The sequence below is a fragment of the Bradyrhizobium sp. CCBAU 53351 genome (genome assembly GCF_015291745.1).
In the GTDB taxonomy this organism is placed as follows: Bacteria; Pseudomonadota; Alphaproteobacteria; order Rhizobiales; family Xanthobacteraceae; genus Bradyrhizobium.
In genome coordinates this window covers 5,209,249-5,226,767 of the sequence record NZ_CP030059.1, presented here as the reverse complement: position 1 = coordinate 5,226,767, position 17,519 = coordinate 5,209,249, and the positions used below count along the sequence as shown (strand labels likewise).

Here is a 17,519-nt window from a genome sequence, read left to right as displayed (position 1 = left end):
TGAGTTGTCGAATGTGGAGCAGGTGATGGCCTCCTTGCCGACCGCGAATACCGAGATCGTGCAATTCTTCCGCGGCTGGCTGGAGACCTTCGCCGGCTACGTCCGCGAGGTCGACTACGCCTCGGCGCGGCCGCTTTTTCATCCGGACGTGCTGGCCTTCGGCACGCACAACGATGTCATCCCCGGCCTCGATCAATGGGTCTCGACGCAATGGGACAATGTCTGGCCGAAGACGGCCGACTTCCGTTTCGTGCTCGATCAGGCCTCGATCCTGGCATCGCCCGACGGCACGATGGCCACGGTGATCGCGCCGTGGACAAGCACGGGTTATCATCCCGATGGCAACCCATTTCCGCGCCCGGGCCGGGCGACGATGGTGTTTTCAAGAGAGGGCGATAATTGGCTGTGCGTGCATTCGCACATGTCGCTCAACCGCGGTGTGCCGCAGGCGAGCTATGCCAACCGGCCAGTGAAGGCCTGGTAGCGTGTAGGGCGGATTAGCGCAGCGCAATCCGCCTCAGAGTCGAACAGCAATCGGCGCTACCGATTGCCGCGAAGGTGGCGGATTACGCTATCGCTAATCCGCCCTACGCTCCGAAATTACTCGGGCTGGCCGATGCTGACCTTCAGCGTGCCGACGCCGTCGACGCCGCATTCGAGCTTGTCGCCGGGCTGGAGCTGGGACACCCCGGCCGGCGTGCCGGTCATGATGATGTCGCCGGCAGCGAGCTTCACCTGCTGCGAGAGCTGCCAGATGATCTCCGGCACGTTCCAGATCAGCTCGGTGAGGTCGCCCTTCTGGGCTTCCTTGCCGTTGACCGTGAGCCAGATCTTGCCCTTGGCGGGATGGCCGATCTTGGAGGCCGGCTGGATCGCGGAGCACGGGGCGGAGCCGTCGAACGACTTGCCGATCTCCCAGGGACGCTCCTTCTTGCGCGAGGCGATCTGGAGGTCGCGGCGGGTGAGGTCGATGCCGACCGCGTAGCCGTAGACGTGATCGAGCGCCTTGTCGGCTGGGATGTTGAGACCGCCGCTCTTCATCGCGACGATCAGCTCGACCTCGTGATGCAGATCCTTGGTCAGCGGCGGATAGGGAATCGTGGCGCCGTCGGGCACCAGCATGTCGGCATGCTTGGCGAAGAAGAACGGCGGGGCGCGCTCGTCATTGCCCATCTCGCGGATGTGCTCGAGATAGTTGCGGCCGACGCACCAGATGCGGCGCACCGGATAACGGCCGCTTTCCCCGACGACGGGAAGCGAAGCCTGGGGCGGAAGCGGGATGACGTAGGAGGCGGCGTTCATGAAGCGGGTCTCGCTGCTCTTGAGGTGGAACGAACTCTATGCGGTTGCGCTGATCGGCGCCAGGGCGCCGGAATCGTGGTGTTGCAGGCGGAAGAACGAGGCATAGCGGCCGCCGCGGCGGAGCAGATCGTCGTGCCGGCCCTGTTCGACGATCTCGCCGCCCTCGACTACCAGGATCCTGTCTGCGTGCATGATGGTGTGCAGGCGGTGCGCGATCACGATGGTGGTGCGGTTCTGGCAGAGATGCTCGATCGCCTCCTGCACCTGCCGCTCGGACTCCGAATCGAGCGCGGCGGTGGCTTCGTCCAGGAGGATGATCGGCGCGTTCTTGATCAGTGCACGCGCAACCGCAATGCGCTGGCGCTGCCCGCCCGACAGTTGCGTGCCGTGCTCGCCGACCGGCGTGTCGTAGCCGAGCGGGAAGCCCGTGATGAAATCATGCGCGCAGGCCGCCTTCGCCGCCTCGATGATCTCGTCCTCGCTCGCGTCCGGCTTGCCGAAGGCGATGTTGTTGCGGATGGTGTCGCGGAACAGATAGACGTCCTGGCCGACATAAGCGGTCTGCGACCGCAGCGACTTGCGCGAGACCGCGCCGATCGACTGGCCGTCGATCACGATGTCGCCCTGCGTCACCTCGTGGAAACGCAAGAGCAATGCCAGCACGGTCGACTTGCCGCCGCCGGACGGCCCGACCAGAGCCGTGACCTTGCCGGGCTCGGCCACGAAGCTCATGCGGTTGAGCACGGTCTCGCCGCTGCGGTAGGCGAAGCTGACGTCGCGCAGCTCGATCCGCGCCTCGGAGAGCTTCAGCGGCGGCTTGTCGTCGTCGGAATGCTCGCTCGCCGGGCTATCGACGATCTCGAGCAGCATGCGCGCGCCGACGAGCTGGCTGTTCAAATCGATGTTGAGCCGCGCCAGCCGCTTGGCCGGCTCGGTCGCCATCAGGAAAGCGGTCATGAAGGAGAAGAACGCGCCGGGCGTGGCGTTGAGCGCGACCACGCTGTAGCCGCCGTACATCAGGCAGCCGGCGACCGCGAAGCCGCCGAGCATCTCCATCAGCGGATTGGAACGGTTGGCGACGCGCGCCATCTTGTTGGCATTGCGCTCGACGATCGCGATGTTCTCGTCGATGCGCTTCTGCATGGTCTCTTCCAGCGTGAACGCCTTCACGGTGCGGATGCCCTGCAGCGACTCCTGCATCGTCTCCATGATGTCGGCGGTGCCGGTGAATTGGTTGAAGGCGAGGCCCTTGATGCGCTTGACCAGCTTGCGCAGCACCAGCATCGCCGGCGGCACCACGACGAGACCGATGAACGACATCACGGGGTCCTGCCACACCATCACGCCGATCATGGCGAGCAGCATCAACAGGTCGCGCCCGATGGCGTTGACCAGCATGTTGAGCACGTCGGTGATCGACTTGGCGCCGGCGGTCAGCCGCGCCAGGAATTCGGAGGAATGGCGCTCGGAGAAGAAGCCGACGCTCTCGCGCATCAGTTTTGCGAACAGCTGGCGCTGGTTGGTGGCGAGGATGGCGTTCGAGATCTTGGTCAGGATCACCATGTGGCCGTAGGTCGCCACGCCCTTGATGAAGAGCAGCAGCACCGTGATCCCGGAGAACATCGCGATGCCCGGGATGTTCTTGTCGACATAGGCCTGGTTGATGACCTGGCCGAGCACGTAGGTCGCGCCCGCAGTCGCGCCTGCGGCCGCCGCCATCAGCGCGAAGGCAACGAGGTAGCGCCGCCAGTAGACGATCCCCTGTTCCGTGACCAGGCGGCGCACGAGGGCCATCGCCGCATAGGGATCGTCGGTGATTTTCTTTGGAAACTGGGCCATCCGGTGTCCATTGACGGCGCAGGACAAAGCCTGCCCGCGCGTCAGGGATCGATGGGCCTCTGTGCCCGCTCAAGCGGGGTTTTTCAAGCCCAATTAAGGGCTTGCGCTGGGGATGATTCTAGGCCGAGGCGGCGTGGCGAAGCTCGCCATGGCGCTCGTGGAACAGCTTGTCCTCCCACGCCAGAGCATGGGCGGCAATGGTCTCGAGGTCCTCGTATTGCGGCTTCCAGTCCAGCAGGCCACGGATGCGGCTGGTGTCGGCGACCATGGTCATGATGTCGCCGGGGCGGCGCGGCGCGTATTGCACGGCGAAGCTGCGGCCCGACACCCGGCGCACGGCGTCGATGGTCTCCAGCACCGAATAGCCGCGGCCATAGCCGCAATTCAGCGTCGTCGAGGCGCCGCCATTGCGCAAATACGCAAGGGCCGAGCGATGCGCCTGCGAGAGGTCCGTGACGTGGATGAAGTCGCGGATGCAGCTGCCGTCCTGGGTCGGATAGTCGGTGCCGAAAACGTCGATCTTGGCGCGCTGGCCGGTGGCGGCTTCCACCGCGATCTTGAGCAGATGCGTCGCGCCGACGGTGGCCAGCCCGATGCGGGCGTGCGGATCGGCGCCGGCGACGTTGAAATAGCGCAAGGTCACGTACTGCATGCCGTAGGCGGCGGCGACGTCGTGCAGCATGATCTCGGTCATCAGCTTCGACGAGCCGTAAGGCGACAGCGGCCGCGTCGGCGCGTGCTCGGGCACCGGGACCTGGTCCGGATTGCCATAGACGGCGGCGGTCGAGGAGAAGATGAAGCGATTGATGCCGCGCTTGACCGCGACGTTGAGCAGGTTGCGCGCGGTCATGAAGTTGTTGCGGTAATAGCCGAGCGGGTCGCGCATCGAATCCGGCACGACGACGGAGCCTGCGAAATGGATGATGCTTTCGATGTTGTGCTGGGCGATCACGCCTTCGAGCAGGTTCTCGTCGCCGGCATCGCCAATGAACAGCGGTACGCCCTCAGGCAGGTACGCGGAAAATCCGGTCGAGAGATCGTCGATCACGACGACGTCTTCGCCGGCTTCCGCCAGCGCGAGGACCGTGTGACTTCCGATGTAGCCGGCGCCGCCGGTGACTAGCACAGTCATGATCTCACCCGTCTTCGATCAACGCTGCAAGCTAACGTCTGCGTGGTGAAGAGGGGGTATCGGGGCGGCCGAACTGGTCACTATGCTTAATGTTGCGTATAGGGGGCCTGTCAAACGGAGCGTGACGTGGCCAATTCCCCCGGCGATCTCGAAGTGATCGTGCCAAATCTGCACAGGCGCTATTCCGGGGTCACCGCGACCAACCGGATGGTGGCGCCGCGGCTGGCGAAATTGTATCGCGCCGCCTGGTTCGGCTCCGACGCGCCGGCGGGAATTGCGCGCCTCGGCGTTGCCGATTTTCTCAAGCTATGGCGCCGCAAGCAGCCATTGATCTGGCACGCACGGCGCAACAACGAGATGATCGCGGGCGTCGTGCTGCGCGCGCTCGGCTGGCCGCTGATGCTCGTGTTCACCTCGGCGGCGCAGCGGCACCATAGCTGGATCACGCGCTGGCTGATCCGGCGCATGGACGCGATCATCGCGACATCAGATCTCTCGGCTTCGTTCCTGAAGGTGAAGGCGACGGTGATCCCGCACGGCGTCGACACCGACGTTTACGCGCCGCCGGCAGATCGCGCGGCGGCCTTCGCGGAAGCCGCGTTGCCGGGCCGCTACGCCGTCGGCTGCTTCGGCCGCGTGCGTGCGCAGAAGGGCACCGATCTGTTCGTCGATGCGATGTGCCGCCTGCTGCCGCGCCATCCGGATTTCACCGCGGTCATCGTCGGTCAGGTCACCGCCGAGCAGACGTCCTTTGCCAACGATCTGAAAAAGCGGATCGAGGCCGCCGGTCTGCAATCGCGCATCATTATCACCGGCGAGCTGCCGATCGAAGATGTGCAGCGCTGGTATCAGCGGCTGACGATCTACGCCTTCACCTCGCGCAACGAAGGTTTTGGCCTGACACTGATCGAGGCGATGGCGGTCGGCAGCGCGCTCGTCGCCGCGCGCGCCGGCGCGGCCGAACTCGTGGTCGAGGATGGGATAAGCGGCGTGCTGATCCCGACAGGCGATGCCGATGCATTGGCGGCGGCATTGGAGCCGCTGATGCGCGACGTTGCTGCGGCCACAGTGATGGGCGAGCGGGGGCGGGCGCGGGTGCTTGCAAAGTTCAGTCTCGATGCGGAAGCGGCTCGGATCGGGGAGGTCTATCGGCCGTTACTCTGACCTGCCGCCCTCATCCGCAAACTAAAACTGTGAAAACAACCCCATGCACAGTAGGCGGCCATAAGGAAATCAATGGGTTGGCAACAGCACTGACCTGCGGATTTATGTCGTTGGTGCCAGAGTTTTGTTCCCGTTTTGGGAATTTTGCGTTGATCCCGAATTGGGAACATGCTATGGCTATGAACGTAATAGCTCGAAGGGCGCTCAAGGTCTTTTGGGAGCGATACCCCCAAGCGGAAACTCCCTTGGGCACCTGGTACGAAATCGTTTCGAAGGGTGACTGGAGCGGCCCCGCAGACCTGAAGAGAGCGTTTGGAAACAACATCGACTTTGTTGGCGACAACAGAGCCGTCTTCGACATTGGCGGCAACAAATATCGCCTTGTGGTTCACTTCTCCTACAAGTTCAAAACAGCTCTCATCAAGTTTGTCGGCACGCATGCAGAGTACGACGGAATAGACGCGGAGACCGTGTGATGATGGACGTAAGGCCGCTTCGCAACGAACAGGATTACGATTGGGCTATCGGTGAAGTATCCCGCTATTTCGAGGCCGAGCCCGCTCCCGGCACGCCTGACGGTGATCGCTTCGAAGTTTTGTCCTCACTCATCAAGGCGTACGAGGATAATCACTTCGCGACCGCCCAGGGCGATCCCATCGACGTTCTCCATTTCGCAATTGAATCCATGGGGCGCTCGCAGACGGAATTGGCGGCTCTGATCGGACGCAATCGGGCGTCCGAAGTCTTGAATCGCATCCGTCCACTGACGCTGGATATGATCCGGACCATCAGCAAGGAATGGAGCATTCCCATTGGCGCTTTGACGGCTCAATATGAGCTGTCGCGTGCACATGCTTGATCGTGCTGGCGCAGCGGCGATGCGGATCGCGTGCGCCAGCGGCGCTCAGTTCTCCGCCTTCGCCCCAGCCTCGCCCAGCACCCGCTGCGCAATCGCCACCACTTCGCTCGCTGCGATATTCCGCATGCATCTGTGGTCGTTCATCTTGCAGATCGTGCTCTGGCAAGGCTGGCAGGACAGCGCTTCCTTGTCCTGCACCACGGTCGCGGCGAGGCCGTTGAGGGGGGCCCAGAGATAGGGGCTGGTCGGGCCGAAGATGCCCATGGTGGGCGTGCCGAGCGCGGCCGCGATGTGCATCAGGCCGGAATCGTTGGAGATGGCGACGCCGGCGGCCGCCATGGCCAGCACCCCGTTGCGTAAGTCGTTGCCGGTGAGATTCCGCACGCCCGCGCCGCCGGCCGCGACGATCTCCTGGGCGAGGGCTTTTTCCCCGGGGCCGCCGACCACCCAGACCTCCAGCCCGCGCTCGACCAGGAGCCGGGCGGCTTCCGGATAGTAGGTCCAGCGTTTTGAGGCCCCTACCGAGCCCGGGGCGAGCGCCACCGCGGCACCCGTGCTGAGACCGTTGGCCTGCCGCCAGCGGACGATCTCCTCGGGGGAGACCCGCAATTGAGGTACCGGCCATTCCGGGGGCAGGGGGGCCCCGTCGGGCTGGGCCAGGGCGGCGTTCTTGTCGATGAAACGGGGCAGTTTCTTTTCGCCCCAGCGCCAGCGGTTGAGCAGGCCAAACCGGAACTCGCCGACGAAGCCGACCCGTTCAGGAATACCGGCCAGGGCAGGCGCGATGGCGGCCTTCCAGGTGCGCGGCAGCACCAGGGCGGTACCGTAGTTCCGCTCGCGCAGGAGCTTGGCCAAAGCCAGCTGCCGGCCCACGGCGAGGCGGCCGCGCGGCAGGTCCCAGACGATCCCCTCGCGCACGCCGGGCATGTAGTCGACCAAGGGGGCGCACAGCGACGTGGTGAGGAGATCGACCGGCCGGTTCGGCCAGCGCTGCTTCAGGACCCGTACGACTGTGTGATTCCGGACGAAATCGCCGATCCACATATAGGGAATGATCAGAATCGGGCGGGTGTCGCTCCGGTCCGCATCTCCACTAAATTGTGAATTTTGATTCATTCGTTGAATGAGGCCGCAATGATTTCGGCGGTTCGGTAGCCGCTCCCGGCCGGCAGGTAAAGCGGGCAAACCGCTCAATCCCAAAAGCGCTTACACTTTGGCGGCTCATGCGCTACGGCAGGACCGGGCCGCAAATAATCGGGCAGGGATTTCGGAATGTTGCTGGTGACCGGCGGGGCCGGTTTTATCGGGTCGAATGTCGTGGCTGCGCTCAATGATTCGGGCCGCAGCGACGTCGTGGTTTGCGATCTGCTTGGCGGCGATGGCAAGTGGCGGAACCTCGCCAAGCGCCAGCTTGTGGACATCGTCCCGCCGGCCGAGCTGATGGACTGGCTGAAGGGTCGCAAGCTCGATGCCGTGATCCATCTCGGGGCGATTTCCGCGACCACCGCGACCGATGGCGACCTCGTGTTCGAGACCAATTTCCGCTTGTCGATGCGCCTCCTCGACTGGTGCGCAGCGAACGCGGTGCCGTTCATCTACGCCTCTTCGGCGGCGACCTATGGCGACGGCGAGACGGGTTTTGACGACGACGCCTCGATCCCCGCATTGAAGAAGCTTCGGCCGATGAATCTCTACGGCTGGAGCAAGCACATGTTCGATCTTGCGGTCGCCGCACGCGGTGCGAACAGCGATCCGCTGCCGCCGCAATGTGTCGGCCTGAAATTCTTCAACGTGTTCGGCCCCAACGAATACCACAAGGGCTCGATGATGAGCGTGCTGGCGCGCCGCTTCGACGACGTCAAGGCCGGCCGCGTCGTGCAATTGTTCAAATCGCATCGCGAGGGCATCGCCGACGGCGATCAGCGCCGCGATTTCATCTATGTCGATGACGTCGTGCGCGTCGTGATATGGCTGCTCGCGACGCCGTCGGTGTCCGGACTCTTCAACGTCGGAACCGGCAAGGCGCGCAGCTTCAGGGACCTGATGCTGGCTGCCTATGCGGCGCTCGGCACCAAGCCCAACATCGAATATATCGACATGCCCGAGCAGATCCGCGGGGCCTATCAGTATTTTACCCAGAGCGAGGTCGATCGGCTCCACCGCGCCGGCTATAACGGCGGCTTCACGACGCTCGAGGACGCGGTGAAGGCCTATGTCGGGGATTACCTCGACCGGCCGGACCGCTTCCGCTGAGGCCCAACGCCATGCCGACGCCCATTCTCGATTTCGACGCCCTCGCGCAAGCCATCTCAGGCCGCACGGTGCTGTGCATCGGCGATATCATGCTGGACGAGTTCGTCTATGGCGAGGTCTCGCGGATTTCGCCGGAAGCGCCGACGCCCGTCATCACGGCCCAGCGCAGCGAGATCCATATCGGCGGCGCCGGCAACGTCGCGCGCAACGTCGCTTCTCTCGGCGCACACTGCATTTTCGTCGGCCTCGTCGGCCAGGACGATGCCGGCGCACGGCTCAAGACGGCGCTGGACGAGCTCGCTGCAATCGAAAGCGTGCTGGTGTGTGATCCCTCGCGCCCGACCACGCGAAAAGTCCGCTTCGTCTCCGAGCATTTTTCCACGCACATGCTGCGTGCGGATTGGGAACAGGCGGCGCCTGTATCCGATGAGATCGAGACGAAGCTGATCGAGGCGATCCTGCCGGGAATCGCGCGCGCCGACCTCGTGCTGCTGTCGGACTACGCCAAGGGCGTGCTGACGGCGCGCGTCATTCGCCACACCATCGACGCCGCGCGAAAGCTTGGCAAGCCCGTGATCGTCGATCCCAAGAGCCTGAACTGGGCGATCTATCGCGGAGCCACGCTGCTCACGCCCAACCGCAAGGAATTTTCGGAGGCGACCCGCAGCCGCGCCGATACCCCGCAGAGCATCGTCGATGCCAGCGAGGACGTGATGCGGCTCGCAGATTGCGAGGCGATCCTGGTCACCCAGGGCGAGCACGGCATGACGCTGGTGCCGCGGAGCGGCGAGGCCGTTCACGTCCCGGCATTCCCGGTGAAGGTGCGCGACGTCTCCGGTGCCGGCGACACCGTCGCCGCCGCGCTCGCGGTGTCGCTTGCGGCCGGCGCGGACTGGGACACGGCGTTGCGCATCGCCAACGCCGCGGCCGCGGTCGCCGTCGGCAAGCAGGGCACTGCCAGCGTGAGTGCGGCCGAGCTGCGCCGAAAGATCCTGCCGCATGCCAGCCTCGCGGCCGAGGAAAAGATCGTGCTCGAGCTTGATACGCTTGACGCCCAGCTCGCCGAATGGAAGAGGCAGGGCCAGCGCGTCGGCTTCACCAATGGCTGTTTCGACATCCTGCATCCCGGCCACGTCAAGGTGCTGACCGCGGCGCGCGCCGCCTGCGACCGCCTGATCGTGGGCCTCAACAGCGATGCCTCGGTGCGGCGGCTCAAGGGCGCCGAGCGGCCGGTCCAGGACGAGCGCGCGCGTGCCGAGGTGCTCGCCGCGTTGGAGGCCGTCGATCTCATCGTCATCTTCGAAGAGGACACCCCGATCGACCTGATCAGGCGCATCAAGCCCGGCGTGCTGGTGAAGGGCGGCGACTACACCCGCGAGCAGGTGGTCGGCCACGAGGTCGTCGAGGAAGCGGGCGGGGTGGTGGTGCTGGTCGACATCCTCCAGGGCTTCAGCACGACGGCGCTGGTCCACCGCGCCCGGGGAGGGGGCAAGTGACGGTGCTTGCACGCGAGACGACCGGCGAAATGCTGCTTCGCCGTCTGCGCAGTCCGGCCGCCTGGCGCGAGACCGTCGATATATTCGCGGTCCTGACCGCAGCCTCGCTGCCCTGGTCGACCTCGCTTGCGGGGATCTTCAACGCGCTGATGCTGGTCTGCATGGTGCCGTTCCTCGACGTCCGCGCGTTCCTGCAATCCTTGAAGCGTCCGATCTGCGCGGCCCCGATCGCGCTGGTGTTGCTCGCGCTGGTAGGGACACTCTGGTCGGACGCGACCTGGGGCGCGCGCTTCTATGCCGTCAATCCGACCATCAAGCTGCTCGTGCTGCCGGTCCTGCTCTATCATTTCGAGCGGTCGCCGCGCGCCCACTGGATCTTCATCGCCTTCCTGGTGTCCTGCGCCTTGTTGTCGGTGATGTCCTGGCTGGTCGCCTTCTACCCGGACCTCGCGCTCAAGACCGATCCCCCCGAACGCGGCATCTTCGTCAAGAACTACATCGACCAGAGCCAGGAATTTGCGCTTTGCGCCGTCGCGCTGGCCTATCCGGTCGTGATGCTGTTGCGTGAAAGGCGCTACCTGCTCGCGGGACTATTGACCGCGTTGGCGCTGAGCTTCTTCGTCAACATGGTCTTCGTGGTCGTGTCGCGCACCGCGCTCGTCACCGTTCCGATCATGTTCGGCGTGTTCGCGCTGCTCCACCTCAAATGGCGCAGCATCGTCGTCATCTCCGCGGTCCTGCTCGCCGGCGCCGCCATCGCCTGGCAGACCTCGCCGCAATTGCGCAGGACCGCTGACACCTTTGCCAGCGACTATACGCGCTATGTCGAGAAGGGCGAGGCCACCTCGGCGGGCCTGCGGCTCGAATTCTGGCGGAAATCGCTCGGCTTCTTTGCGGAGGCGCCGATCGCAGGGCACGGCACGGGCTCGACGCGCGGCCTGTTCGAAAGGGCCGCGGCGCCGGCCGGCCAGAACAAAGCCTCGGCCGAGGTGATCGGCAATCCGCATAACCAGACGCTCAACGTTGCCGTGCAATGGGGCGTGATCGGCGTCGCCGTTCTCTATGCGATCTGGATCCTGCACCTGCTGTTGTTTCGCGGCGACGGACTTGCCAACTGGATCGGGCTCCTGGTCGTGGTGCAGAACGTCTTCACCTCGCTGTTTAACTCCCATCTGTTCGACTTCCACGAGGGCTGGATGTACGTCATCGGCGTCGGCGTTGCCGGCGGCATGGTGATCCGGGCGGAACGGGGCGAGGCGAAGATGGGGGAAGCGGTTCCTGACCGGCCGCGCGGCTGGCAAGTCTGATCCAGATAGGCTATCAGCGCGAGCAGGTTGCATCTAACTGGGTTTTCATCGGTCGGCGGATGACGCGTCTTTCGCATCTCACTTTGCGCAATTTCCTGATCGCGCTCCACGATTTGCTGGCGACCACGGCAGCGCTCTTCGCCGCCTTTTACGTGCGATTCGAAGGGGGCGATGGCTTCTTCGACCGTTTGCCGCTGCTGTTCCAGATCCTGCCCTATTTTCTGGCCTTCAGCGTGGTCGTGTTCTTCGTCTTGAACCTGACCACGACGAAATGGCGCTTCATCTCGCTGCCGGACGCGCTGAACATCATTCGCGCTGCGACCGTGCTGACGGTTGCCCTGCTCGTCCTCGACTACATCTTCGTTGCCCCCAACGTTCGCGGCGCCTTCTTCCTCGGCAAGGTGACGATCGTCCTCTACTGGTTCCTGGAGATCTCCTTCCTCAGCGCGCTGCGCATGGCCTATCGCTATTTCCGCTATACGCGGGTGCGGCGTCATGCGCGGACCGATGAGGCCGCGCCGACGCTGCTGATCGGCCGCGCCGCGGATGCGGAGGTGCTGCTGCGCGGCATCGAGAGCGGGGCGATCAAGCGCATCTGGCCGGTCGGCGTCTTGTCGCCGTCGCTGTCGGACCGCGGCCAGTTCATCCGCAATCTGCCGGTGCTGGGCGGCATTGACGATATCGAGGACGTCATTGCGGACTTCGCCAAGCGCAACAAGCCGATCGCGCGCCTCGTAATGACGCCGTCGGCGTTCGAGCCGGAGGCGCATCCGGAATCGATCTTGATGCGGGCGCGCAAGCTGGGTGTGATCGTCAACCGGATGCCTTCGCTCGAGAGCGGCGACACGCCGCGGCTCACGGCTGTCGCGGTCGAGGATCTCCTGCTGCGGCCGAGCGAGACGATCGACTATGCCCGCCTGGAGGCCCTGATCAACGGCAAGGCGGTGATCGTCACCGGCGGCGGCGGCTCGATCGGTTCGGAGATCTGCGAGCGCGTCGTCGCCTTCGGCGCCGCACGGCTCCTGATCGTCGAAAACTCGGAGCCGGCGCTCTATGCGATCACGGAAGCGCTCGCCGCCCGGGGGGCGGTTGCCGAGATCGAGGGGCGGATCGCCGACATTCGCGATCGCGATCGCATCATGCGCCTGATGGCGGAGTTCAAGCCCGATATCGTGTTCCATGCCGCCGCGCTCAAGCATGTGCCGATCCTCGAGCGCGACTGGAGCGAGGGCGTCAAGACCAACATCTTCGGCTCGATCAATGTCGCCGATGCCGCGCACAGTGCCGGCGCCGAAGCCATGGTGATGATCTCGACCGACAAGGCGATCGAGCCGGTGTCGATGCTCGGCCTGACCAAGCGTTTCGCCGAGATGTACTGCCAGGCGCTTGATCACGACATCGCAGCGGCCAGCGGCGGTGCCAGGCCACCGATGCGATTGATCTCGGTCCGGTTCGGCAACGTGCTGGCGTCGAACGGCTCGGTGGTGCCGAAGTTCAAGGCTCAGATCGAGGCCGGCGGCCCCGTGACGGTGACGCATCCCGACATGGTCCGCTACTTCATGACGATCCGCGAGGCCTGCGATCTCGTCATCACCGCGGCTACGCACGCGCTCGGCACGCAGCGTCCCGACGTTGCGGTCTATGTGCTCAACATGGGTCAGCCGGTGAAGATCGTCGATCTCGCCGAGCGCATGATCCGTCTCTCGGGCCTGCAGCCCGGCTATGACATCGAGATCGTGTTCACGGGAATGCGGCCGGGTGAACGGCTTCACGAGATCCTGTTCGCCTCCGAGGAGCCGACCCGCGAGATCGGCGTTGCCGGCATCATGGCCGCCCAGCCGAATGAGCCGCCGATGCAGACGCTGCGCAAATGGATCACTGCGCTGGAGCAGGCCGTCGCGCGCGAGGACCGTGCCACCATCAGGACCATCCTGAAGGATGCGGTGCCGGAATTCGGGTCGACCGCGGCCTGACCATGCAGCCTTCCGGCAAGATCGTCGTCGCGAGCCAGCATTATCCGCCGGATACCAGCACGACGGCGGCGATCATGGCCGAGATCGCCTGCCGTCTCGCCGCCGAGCACGAGGTCCTCGTGCTCTCGGGCTGGCCGGGCGCGTTGCCGGCCTCGCAGACCGGTCCCGGCATGCCGCGCGTCGTCGCCATCAAGAACCGCTTGGCCGGCAAGGCGGCACTGGTGCGGCGCGCGACGTCCGAGCTCATGTTCGCGGCGCGCACGTTCTTCGCATTGACGCGGCAGCTGAGGCGAGGGGACGTCGTGCTCACGGTCACCGCGCCGTTCATGCTGCCCTACGCGGTGGCGGCGGCAGCCAGGCTCAAGGGCGCGCGCTCGGCGCTGATCATGCATGACCTCTTTCCCGACGTGCTGGTGATGGCGGGCCTGCTGAAGCCCGGCTCGTTCGTGACGCGGATGATGCGGGCCGCCAACGGCCTGATGTTCTGCGCGCTCAATGCGGTCATCACCATCGGTCGCGATGCGGAGCGGCCGCTCCTCAGCTATTCCGGAATGACGCGGAACAAGATCCGCTTCATCCCGAACTGGGCGACGCTGGTGCCCGGTGCCCGTCCGATCACGCCGGAAAATCCGTTCCGCAAGACGCTGTCGGCGGGCTTCGTTGTCGGCCTGTCGGGCAATCTCGGCTTCACTCATGATCCCGAGATCGTGTTCGAGGCGGCGCGCCTCTTGAAGGATCAGCCGGAGATCCATTTTCTGCTCTCGGGCTGGGGCATCGGCTTCGACCGGTTGAAGCAGTTGCAGGCCGAGGCGAAGCTCGCCAATGTCACCTTCGTGGCGCGGGTCGAGGATGCCGAGCTCGAGGCGTTCCTGGCGGCGGCCAATCTCTGGATCATTCCGTACCGGAAGGACGTTGCGGGGGTGTCGGTGCCGAGCCGGTTCTACAATCTGCTGGCGGTTGGCCGTCCCGTGGCGCTGGTCTCCGAGCCGGAGGCCGAGGCTGCGCTGACGGTGGTGGAGAACGGACTCGGCTGGGTGGTGAAGCCCGGCCGCGCCGATCTTTTGGCGGACGCGATCCGTATGGCGTCCCGTTCCGACGCCGACGCCATGGCGGGACGCGCGGTGAAGGCGGCCGCACAGTTCGACCGGACCGTCGCGATGAACGCCTATGCCGGCCTGATCGGCGAATTGTTGCGCAACCCTGTTCTGGCGGAGCAAGGATGAGCGAGCGGAAAGCAGTGGTGCTTGTGACGGGGGCGAACGGTTTCGTCGGCCGTCATGTCGTGCCCGCGCTCACGCGCGCGGGATGGTCGGTTCGCCGCGCGGTGCGCAGCCCCGAGGGGACCGGCGACGAGGTCGTGATCGAAACGATCGGCCCGGAGACCGATTGGACGGGCGCGCTCGACGGTGTCGATGCCGTCGTGCATCTTGCCGCGCGCGTGCATCACAAGCACGAGGAGCACGCGGTCCAGCTCTACCGCAACGTCAACATCGCCGGCACGTTGCATCTGGCGCGTTCTGCGGCGACGGCGGGCGTGCGCCAGTTCATTTTCGTCAGCACCGTTCTGGTGCACGGCCGTAGCAACGAGGGCCGCGCGCCGTTCAGCGAGAGCGACATCCTGACGCCGCGCGGTCTCTACGGCATGTCCAAGGCCGCGGCCGAGGAGGGCTTGAGGACATTGGCGCGCGACAGCGACATGAAGATCTCGGTGATCCGGCCACCGCTGGTCTATGGCGCGGGCGCCAAGGGCAATTTCGCGCTGCTGACGCGCGCGGTCGATCTCGGATTGCCGCTGCCCTTTGGCGCGATCCGCAATCACCGCGCCTTCCTTGCCGTGCAGAACCTGTCGTCGTTCATCCTGCGCCGGCTCACTTATCCCGATCCCGCCGGCAATTTCGATATCTTCCTCGTGGCCGACAGGGAGCAGGTCTCGACGCCCGAATTCATCACGCGTCTGGCCGATGCGTCCGGCAAGAGGCTGCGGCTGTTCGGCGTGCCGACGAGCCTGCTCACCGCGCTGCTCAACGTAACGGGCCGGCAAGACGCGCATGATAGCCTGATCGGCTCGCTCGAGCTCAACATCTCCAAGGCGATCGCGACCGGTTGGCAGCCGCAGGTCTCCCTCGACGAGGGGTTGCGGCTGGCGCTGTCGGCTCAGGACGACTGAGCGCGGGAAAAGCGCCGCAGCACGACAGCGACGGCGGCCGCGCCCGCGAGCAAGGACACAATTGTGATCGTCGTCGAGCCGGCGCGAACGGTGACGATGGCAAGCAACGCCAGCACGAGATTGAGCGCGAACACCTCGCCGATCACCCGCGGGACCGTGAAGCCGTTGTCGGTTGCACGTTGATAGAAGTGGCTGCGGTGCGCCGCCCAGAACGGCTCGCGCCTGACGATGCGCCGAAACAGCGTGATGGTGGAATCGGCGAGGTAATAGGCCGGCAGCAGCAGCGCCGCGGCGGGTTGCCCGTGCCAAGCGAGCTCCAGCAGGCACCAGCCGAGCAGAAGTCCGATCGGCAGGCTGCCGACGTCGCCGAGGAAGACTTTTGCGGCCGGGCGGTTGAACGGCGCAAAGCCGAGCATGGCCCCGCACAGGGCCGTGGCGAGCAGTCCGGCCGCCGGCGAGAGGTCGCCAAACCATCCGAGCAGTCCGAGCGCGGCGGTGACCGGCACCACCTCCGCCACCGTCATCAGGTCGAGACCGTCCATGAAGTTGACGAGGTTCACGAACCAGATTCCGGCGAGCAGGATGAGGCCGCGCTCCAGCGCGAACGGCAGCGCCGGCACGATGCGGGCCGTCTCCGGCGCCGTGAAGACGATTGCGGCCACCGCTGCCGCCTGCAGCACGAGGCGGACCAGGACGGGGAGGGGCCTGATGTCGTCGACGAGCCCGACCATTGCGATCAGGACCGCGGAGCTGATCAGAGCCAGGGGAATTGCGCCGTAAGCAAAAGCCGCGGCGACCAACAGCGTCGCCGCGATCACCGCGATGCCCGCGCCTTGCGGCGTCGGAATCTTGTGGGACGAGCGTGCGTTCGGGCGCGCCAGCGCGTAACGTTGCAGCAGCGGCATGCTCTGCCAGGTGATGCAGGCGGAGATCAGTGCAGCCAGCACGACGGGCGCAAGCGCGAACAGCAGCAGTCCGGCCGCAAGGTCCGGGCCCGAGGCAAGCGTCGTCACTCCGGCACCCCGATCGGAGTGGCCCCCTGCGCGGCCTTTTCCGCGCTGAGGATCCAGACCAGGCCGCCGAACGCGCCGACGATGAAGAACACGGCGCCGTACAGCAGCGAGACGTTGACGCCCTCATTGGCGGCGAGGCCTGCGAAGCCGAATGCCAGGCCCATCGTGGCCTCGCGCACGCCCCAGCCGGCGATCGAGATCGGCATCATCGTGATCAGCATCACCGGCGGCACGAGCATGAAGACGTCGCTGAAGCGAACCGGGGCCGCGATCGATTGCACCACGCACCAGGCGATGACGACGGCGAGGACGTGAACGAGGATCGACAGGATCGCGATGATCGGTCCGCGGCTACGGCTGAAGATCACGCGGTTGGCGATCACCGCGCAGGCGTGAAGATGGTGCGTGGCCCACCAGGTCTTCAGCCAGCGCCATTTCAGCGCGCCGAAGATCAGGAAGCCGACGCCGCCGGCGAGCGCCAGCAGATCGACGAGCAGCAGCGCCGAGCGTCCGTGCGGATCGGTGATGAGGGTGTAGCTCCAGGGCAGGCTCGCGACGATGAGAACCGCGAGCGCGATCAGGCCGATCGCGCGGTCGACGAAGATCGAGTAGGTGGCTGCGCGCCAGCCGGCCCCGGCGCGTGCCACGAGCCACAGCCGGACCGCGTCGCCGCCGATCGCCGACGGCAGGGTCTGGTTGAAGAACGAGCCGATCACGTTGTAGCGCATGGCGCGGCCGAGCTCGAGCGGCGCGCCGCAGACGGCACTGATCTCGCGCCAGCGCAGCACGCCGACGAAGATCTGAAGGAACGTGACCGCGATCGCCACGCCGATCCAGAACAGACTGCTCACGGTGAAGCGCGAAAACAGTTCGGACAGATCGACCTTGCGCAGCGCCAGATAGAGCAGCGCCGCGGAAATCAGGATTTTGGCCGCAGAAAGCAGGATTCGGCGCATCTCGCCCGCATGTACAGGGTTTGCGAAGATTTGAGGCAACCCGACGCGAGGCGCCGAA

16 protein-coding genes are annotated in these 17,519 nt (G+C 65.3%); 10 read left to right on the top strand and 6 right to left on the bottom strand.

What is annotated here, in order from left to right; all coding sequences use genetic code 11:
- The first annotated feature begins 25 nt into the window (after positions 1 to 25).
- Positions 26 to 484 carry a nuclear transport factor 2 family protein gene (locus XH83_RS24825; RefSeq protein WP_194408392.1) on the top strand — a complete coding sequence of 153 codons (459 nt, stop codon included), beginning with the start codon at positions 26 to 28 and terminating at the stop codon, positions 482 to 484.
- Between the two features lie 116 nt (positions 485 to 600).
- Here the strand turns inward: XH83_RS24825 and XH83_RS24820 are convergent, their stop codons facing one another.
- The 3 genes from XH83_RS24820 to galE form a co-directional block, all read right to left on the bottom strand.
- Positions 601 to 1,302, bottom strand: a complete 702-nt coding sequence (locus tag XH83_RS24820) for a fumarylacetoacetate hydrolase family protein (protein WP_028137558.1) — start codon at positions 1,300 to 1,302, stop codon at positions 601 to 603.
- Between the two features lie 36 nt (positions 1,303 to 1,338).
- Entirely contained in the window at positions 1,339 to 3,141 is a 1,803-nt protein-coding gene (locus XH83_RS24815; RefSeq protein WP_194403329.1) for an ABC transporter ATP-binding protein, read from the bottom strand.
- 118 nt (positions 3,142 to 3,259) lie between these two features.
- Positions 3,260 to 4,273, bottom strand: a complete 1,014-nt coding sequence (gene galE / locus XH83_RS24810; RefSeq protein WP_194403328.1) for a UDP-glucose 4-epimerase GalE — start codon at positions 4,271 to 4,273, stop codon at positions 3,260 to 3,262.
- A gap of 126 nt (positions 4,274 to 4,399) precedes the next feature.
- Here galE and XH83_RS24805 point away from each other — a divergent pair, with 126 nt between their 5' ends.
- From XH83_RS24805 to XH83_RS24795, 3 genes are all read left to right on the top strand, one after another.
- Positions 4,400 to 5,437 carry a glycosyltransferase family 4 protein gene (locus XH83_RS24805; RefSeq protein WP_194403327.1) on the top strand — a complete coding sequence of 346 codons (1,038 nt, stop codon included), beginning with the start codon at positions 4,400 to 4,402 and terminating at the stop codon, positions 5,435 to 5,437.
- Between the two features lie 179 nt (positions 5,438 to 5,616).
- The gene (locus XH83_RS24800) at positions 5,617 to 5,913 is read left to right on the top strand and encodes a type II toxin-antitoxin system HigB family toxin (protein ID WP_194408391.1); all 297 of its coding nucleotides are present in this window, start codon (positions 5,617 to 5,619) and stop codon (positions 5,911 to 5,913) included.
- Positions 5,913 to 6,296 (top strand): XRE family transcriptional regulator, encoded by a 384-nt coding sequence (locus XH83_RS24795; protein WP_349629343.1) that lies wholly within the window; start codon positions 5,913 to 5,915, stop codon positions 6,294 to 6,296. The genes XH83_RS24800 and XH83_RS24795 overlap by 1 nt, the downstream gene beginning before the upstream one ends.
- 45 nt (positions 6,297 to 6,341) lie before the next feature.
- On the opposite strand, the gene waaF is transcribed toward XH83_RS24795, so the two are convergent.
- Entirely contained in the window at positions 6,342 to 7,412 is a 1,071-nt protein-coding gene (waaF, locus tag XH83_RS24790) for a lipopolysaccharide heptosyltransferase II (RefSeq protein WP_194403326.1), read from the bottom strand.
- Between the two features lie 156 nt (positions 7,413 to 7,568).
- Here waaF and rfaD point away from each other — a divergent pair, with 156 nt between their 5' ends.
- From rfaD to XH83_RS24760, 6 genes are read left to right on the top strand one after another with little or no spacing between them, the layout of a single operon-like run.
- Positions 7,569 to 8,549 carry an ADP-glyceromanno-heptose 6-epimerase gene (rfaD, locus tag XH83_RS24785; protein WP_194403325.1) on the top strand — a complete coding sequence of 327 codons (981 nt, stop codon included), beginning with the start codon at positions 7,569 to 7,571 and terminating at the stop codon, positions 8,547 to 8,549.
- Between the two features lie 11 nt (positions 8,550 to 8,560).
- Positions 8,561 to 10,045, top strand: coding sequence for a D-glycero-beta-D-manno-heptose-7-phosphate kinase (rfaE1, locus tag XH83_RS24780; RefSeq protein WP_194403324.1), 1,485 nt, complete (start codon positions 8,561 to 8,563; stop codon positions 10,043 to 10,045).
- Positions 10,042 to 11,352, top strand: coding sequence for an O-antigen ligase (locus XH83_RS24775; protein ID WP_194403323.1), 1,311 nt, complete (start codon positions 10,042 to 10,044; stop codon positions 11,350 to 11,352). The genes rfaE1 and XH83_RS24775 overlap by 4 nt, the downstream gene beginning before the upstream one ends.
- Positions 11,353 to 11,411: 59 nt before the next feature.
- Positions 11,412 to 13,325, top strand: coding sequence for a nucleoside-diphosphate sugar epimerase/dehydratase (locus XH83_RS24770; RefSeq protein ID WP_194403322.1), 1,914 nt, complete (start codon positions 11,412 to 11,414; stop codon positions 13,323 to 13,325).
- Positions 13,326 to 13,327: 2 nt separating this feature from the next.
- Entirely contained in the window at positions 13,328 to 14,548 is a 1,221-nt protein-coding gene (locus XH83_RS24765; RefSeq protein ID WP_194403321.1) for a glycosyltransferase family 4 protein, read from the top strand.
- Positions 14,545 to 15,492 carry an NAD-dependent epimerase/dehydratase family protein gene (locus tag XH83_RS24760; protein ID WP_194403320.1) on the top strand — a complete coding sequence of 316 codons (948 nt, stop codon included), beginning with the start codon at positions 14,545 to 14,547 and terminating at the stop codon, positions 15,490 to 15,492. The genes XH83_RS24765 and XH83_RS24760 overlap by 4 nt, the downstream gene beginning before the upstream one ends.
- Here the strand turns inward: XH83_RS24760 and XH83_RS24755 are convergent.
- Together XH83_RS24755 and XH83_RS24750 are read right to left on the bottom strand one after the other, a co-directional pair.
- Complete coding sequence (locus tag XH83_RS24755; protein ID WP_371746133.1) at positions 15,480 to 16,505, bottom strand: glycosyltransferase family 4 protein; 1,026 nt, start codon at positions 16,503 to 16,505, stop codon at positions 15,480 to 15,482. The two genes, XH83_RS24760 and XH83_RS24755, sit on opposite strands and share 13 nt — an antisense overlap.
- Positions 16,502 to 17,461, bottom strand: a complete 960-nt coding sequence (locus XH83_RS24750) for a lysylphosphatidylglycerol synthase transmembrane domain-containing protein (RefSeq protein ID WP_194403319.1) — start codon at positions 17,459 to 17,461, stop codon at positions 16,502 to 16,504. Before XH83_RS24750 ends, XH83_RS24755 begins: the two co-directional genes overlap by 4 nt.
- Between the last annotated feature and the right edge of the window lie 58 nt (positions 17,462 to 17,519).